Source organism: Pseudomonas edaphica, from assembly GCF_005863185.1.
Taxonomy (GTDB): domain Bacteria; phylum Pseudomonadota; class Gammaproteobacteria; order Pseudomonadales; family Pseudomonadaceae; genus Aquipseudomonas; species Aquipseudomonas edaphica.
The window spans coordinates 1-4,488 of record NZ_VBVZ01000515.1; the positions used below are offsets into that span (position 1 = coordinate 1).

General features: G+C 59.2%; 3 protein-coding genes. 1 reads left to right on the forward strand and 2 read right to left on the reverse strand.

Going from position 1 to position 4,488, the window contains the following annotated elements; genetic code table 11:
- On the reverse strand, positions 1 to 2,489 hold a 2,489-nt coding region (locus tag FEM54_RS25510), incomplete at its 3' end, for a [protein-PII] uridylyltransferase (protein WP_138453547.1).
- A gap of 66 nt (positions 2,490 to 2,555) precedes the next feature.
- Positions 2,556 to 3,338, reverse strand: a complete 783-nt coding sequence (map, locus tag FEM54_RS25515; RefSeq protein WP_138453548.1) for a type I methionyl aminopeptidase — start codon at positions 3,336 to 3,338, stop codon at positions 2,556 to 2,558.
- A gap of 387 nt (positions 3,339 to 3,725) precedes the next feature.
- On the opposite strand from map, the gene rpsB reads away from it, so the two are divergent.
- Positions 3,726 to 4,463 (forward strand): 30S ribosomal protein S2, encoded by a 738-nt coding sequence (gene rpsB / locus FEM54_RS25520; protein WP_003189158.1) that lies wholly within the window; start codon positions 3,726 to 3,728, stop codon positions 4,461 to 4,463.
- Positions 4,464 to 4,488 lie beyond the last annotated feature (25 nt).

The following is a 4,488-nucleotide window of genomic DNA, read 5'->3' on the forward strand; positions in this document are numbered from 1 at the left end:
CGCGCCAGCAAGCCTGGGCGGTCCGGTGCGCTGAGTTCCAGCACGGTCACTGGGCGCTGGGCGTCGTTGGAAATGGTCACCTGGGGCGCAAACGCAAAGTGCTTGAGCTGGCGCGGCACCCGGCGCTGGATGATGGTCGGGTAGTCATCAGGGTTGCGCAGGGCCTCGGTAAGGCCTTCGCGGATCTTTTTCACGCGCACCGGGTTGTCGCCGATCGAGTCACCGTCGGTGTCGAGCACAATGTAGGTGTCGAGGGTGAACTGGCTGCTGGAGGTGATAACCCGCGCATCATGGATGTTCAGGTTGAGCTGGTCCATGGCGGCCACGGTTACGGCGAAGAAATCGTGCTGGTCCGGCGCGTAGATGAAGATCTGCGTGCCGCCCTCGAATTCGCGCTGGGTGGTTTCCTTGATCAGCACCAGTGGGCCGCCGTCGGCCGGCTGTTGCAGGATCGCGTCACTGTGCCAGGCCACGTCGCCGGCGGTGTGGCGCAGGAAGTAATCATCGCCCAGTTGCGACCATAGCTGCTCGACGTCATCCGGGTCGTTGCCGCCGCGCACGAGGATATCCAGGGCCGCGCTTTGGGTGCGGCGGATCTGCTCCTCGCGGTCCACCGGGTTTTCCAGGCCACGGCGCAGCGCGCGCTTGGTCTCGGTGTAGAGCTGGCGCAACAGGCTGGCGCGCCAGGAATTCCACAGTGTCGGGTTGGTGGCGTTGATGTCGGAGACGGTCAGCACGTAAAGATAGTCGAGGCGGGTTTCATCACCGACGATCCCGGCAAAGTCGTGGATCACCTGCGGGTCGGAGAGGTCCTTGCGCTGCGCGGTCGTCGACATCACCAGGTGGTTCTGCACCAGCCACACGATCAGGCGGCTGTCCCACTGCGGCAATTGGTGGCGCTGGCAGAAGGCTTCGGCATCGACCGCGCCGACTTCAGAGTGGTCGCCATGCCGGCCTTTGCCGATGTCGTGGTACAGGCCGGCCAGATAGATCAGTTCGGGTTTGGGTAGCTTGGCCATGAGTTTACTGGCCAGCGGGAATTTTTCTGACACCTGGGTGTACTGCAACTTGCGCAGGTGTTTGATCAAATTGAGGGTGTGGGCGTCGACGGTATAGATGTGGAACAGGTCGTGCTGCATCTGCCCGACGATAAAGCCGAACTCCGGCAGGTAGCGGCCGAGGATGCCGTAACGGTTCATGCGCCGCAGGTTGCGGTGAATGCCGATCTTGCACTTGAACAGTTCGATAAACAGGCTGGTGTTACGGATGTCGTTGCGAAAATCATCGTCGATCAGGTGACGGTTTTCCCGCAGCAGGCGGATGGTATCGGCGCGCACGCCTTTGATTTCCGGCTGCTGGGCCATCAGCACAAAGATTTCCAGCATGGCGAACGGCGTGCGACGGAATACATTGTCGTTGCGCGCCTCGATATAGCCGTCGTGCAGTTGGAAGCGCGAGTTGATCGGCTGCGGCGGGGCTTCGTCTTCCGGCGCCAGGATCACCTCTTCGAAGTGCTGGATGATCAGGTCGCTGAGCTGGGCAATGCTCATGACCACGCGGTAATACTGCTGCATGAAGCTTTCGATGCTGGTTTTCGCGTCCTCGCCTTCAAACCCCAGCAGGGTGGCGATGGAGCGCTGGTGGTCGAACAGCAGGCGGTCTTCGGAGCGCCCGGCGAGCATGTGCAGGGCGTATCGCACCTTCCACAGGAACTCCTGGGACGAGGCCAGCAGCGCATTTTCGCTCTCGACCAGAAAGCCTTCACCGGCCAAGGCGCGCAGGTTGAGGGTGCCGTACTGGCGGCGGGCCACCCATAAGATGGTCTGGATGTCGCGCAGCCCGCCCGGAGAGCCTTTGACGTTGGGTTCCAGGTTGTATTCGGTGTCGTTGTACTTGTGGTGCCGGGCTTTTTGCTCGGCACGCTTGGCCAGGAAGAACTCCTTGCTTGGCCACATATGCGCGGTGCTGGTGACCTCCAGCATGCGCTGGCGCAGGCGTTCCGGCCCGGCAATGGTGCGGCTTTCCATCAGGTTAGTGATGACGGTGAGGTCGGCGCGTGCCTCTTCGGCGCATTCGTCCACCGAGCGCACGCTCTGGCCGACCTCCAGGCCGATGTCCCACAACAGCGTCAGAAAACGCTCGATGGAATCGCGAAAGATCTCATGATCGGCACTGTCCAGCAGGATCAGCAGGTCGATGTCGGAGTAGGGGTGCAACTCACCTCGACCGTAGCCGCCGACCGCTACCAGGGCGATGTCGGCGTCTTCACTCCAACTGAACTGCTCCCAGGCCTTTTGCAGGATATTGTCGACGAACCAGGCGCGGTCCTCGATCAGCCGACGAATGTCCCGGCCGCTGCGAAAGCGCTCATCGAGCACCTCGCGGGCCTGGCGGATAGCCTTCTTGAAGGCGGCGATGGGGCTTGCCTTCAGGGCCAGTTCGGCCTGGAACTGGCCACGGTCGAAGAGTTCGGGGTCCACCTGGGGCATCGATCGGCTTTCCTATCTGTCTATTGAGTCAGTCACAACGGTGTAGCTGGAAAACCGAGGCAACCATCACGCCGAAACGCGAGGGATCGTGTCGTCTGCGCGCAGGGTGAAGATCTCGTAGCCGGTTTCGGTGACCAGCAGGGTATGTTCCCACTGGGCCGAGAGCTTGCGGTCCTTGGTGATGGCGGTCCAACCGTCGCCCAGCACCTTGGTGTCGGCTTTGCCCTGGTTGATCATTGGCTCGATGGTGAAGGTCATGCCTGCCTTGAGCTCCATGCCGGTGCCGGCGCGGCCGTAGTGCAGGATCTGTGGTTCTTCGTGGAATACGGTGCCGATACCGTGGCCGCAGAATTCGCGCACCACCGAAAAGCCGTTCTTTTCTGCGTGCTTCTGGATCACTTCACCGATATCGCCCAGGCGGCAGCCAGGTTTTACGATCTCGATGGCCTTGTACATGCATTCCTGGGTGACCTGGGACAGGCGCTCAGCCCAGACCGGCACGTTGCCGACGTGGAACATACGGCTGGTATCGCCGAAATAGCGGTCCTTGATCACGGTGACGTCGATGTTCAGGGTGTCGCCGTCCTTCAACGGCTTGTCGCCTGGAATCCCGTGGCAGACCACGTGGTTGATCGAGGTGCAGATCGATTTGGGGAAGCCCTTGTAGTTCAGTGGGGCAGGGATGGCCTTTTGCACGTTGACTATATAGTCGTGGCAGATCTGGTTCAGAGTGTCGGTGGTGACGCCTGGCTTGACATGCTCGGCAATCATTTCCAGCACGTCGGCAGCCAGTTTGCCGGCAATGCGCATGCCGGCGATGTCTTCGGCGGTTTTCAAACTAACGGTCATACAGGCTCTCTCTAGCGCGACGCGCTGAAATCAATACGGTTTACGGGCGTGCGACAAATGGTTACGAAATTCGCACAAGCCTCAAAAAACGCGATTCTAACAGACGATGGCGTCAAATCATGAGCCTCTGATAATCGCATCTCTCTATAGAGTAGGGGTATGTCGGCTCTATTCAAGGGGTTACACGAACACGGTTGCTGGCAAATGTGATTGCAGGTTTCGTTTTCGTCCTTCGTGTGGTATAAAATGCGCCGCTTTCCGGGGATACCCCGCAAAGCTTAAATCCACACACGTGTCGACACGATGACCTGGGTGCCGGAGGCCTTGATGCCGCTGGTTGGTCATTGGGATACGTGGAGGCCAAACCCGACTTATTAAGGAACTATCATGTCCCAAGTCAACATGCGCGATATGCTGAAGGCCGGTGTGCACTTCGGTCACCAGACCCGTTACTGGAACCCGAAAATGGGTAAATACATTTTCGGCGCGCGTAACAAGATCCACATTATCAACCTTGAAAAAACCCTGCCAATGTTCAACGAAGCTCTGACTTTCGTAGAGCGTCTGGCCCAGGGCAAAAACAAGATCCTGTTCGTCGGCACCAAGCGTTCCGCTGGCAAGATCGTTGCTGAAGAAGCAGCACGTTGCGGTTCGCCGTACGTCGATCACCGCTGGTTGGGCGGCATGCTGACCAACTTCAAAACCATCCGTGCTTCCATCAAGCGTCTGCGTGACCTTGAAGTGCAAGCCGAAGACGGTACTTTCGCCAAGCTGACCAAGAAAGAAGCGCTGATGCGCTCCCGTGACCTGGAAAAGCTCGATCGTTCCCTGGGTGGTATCAAGGACATGGGCGGTCTGCCTGACGCACTGTTCGTTATCGACGTTGATCACGAGCGCATCGCGATCACCGAAGCCAACAAGCTGGGCATCCCTGTTATCGGCGTAGTCGATACCAACAGCAGCCCGGAAGGCGTTGACTACATCATCCCAGGCAACGATGACGCAATCCGCGCTATCCAGCTGTACATGGGTTCGATGGCTGACGCTGTAATCCGTGGTCGCAACCACGTTGCTGGTGGTACCGAGCAGTTCGTTGAAGAAGCTCCGGTAGCTGCCGCTGAGTAATTAGCGCCCTGGCGTTGACTCAGTA

Excerpts from the sequence above, each read along its gene's own strand:
- map (WP_138453548.1), bottom strand. The coding sequence starts at position 3,338 with ATGACCGTTAGTTTGAAAACCGCCGAAGACATCGCCGGCATGCGCATT.
- rpsB (WP_003189158.1), top strand. The coding sequence starts at position 3,726 with ATGTCCCAAGTCAACATGCGCGATATGCTGAAGGCCGGTGTGCACTTC.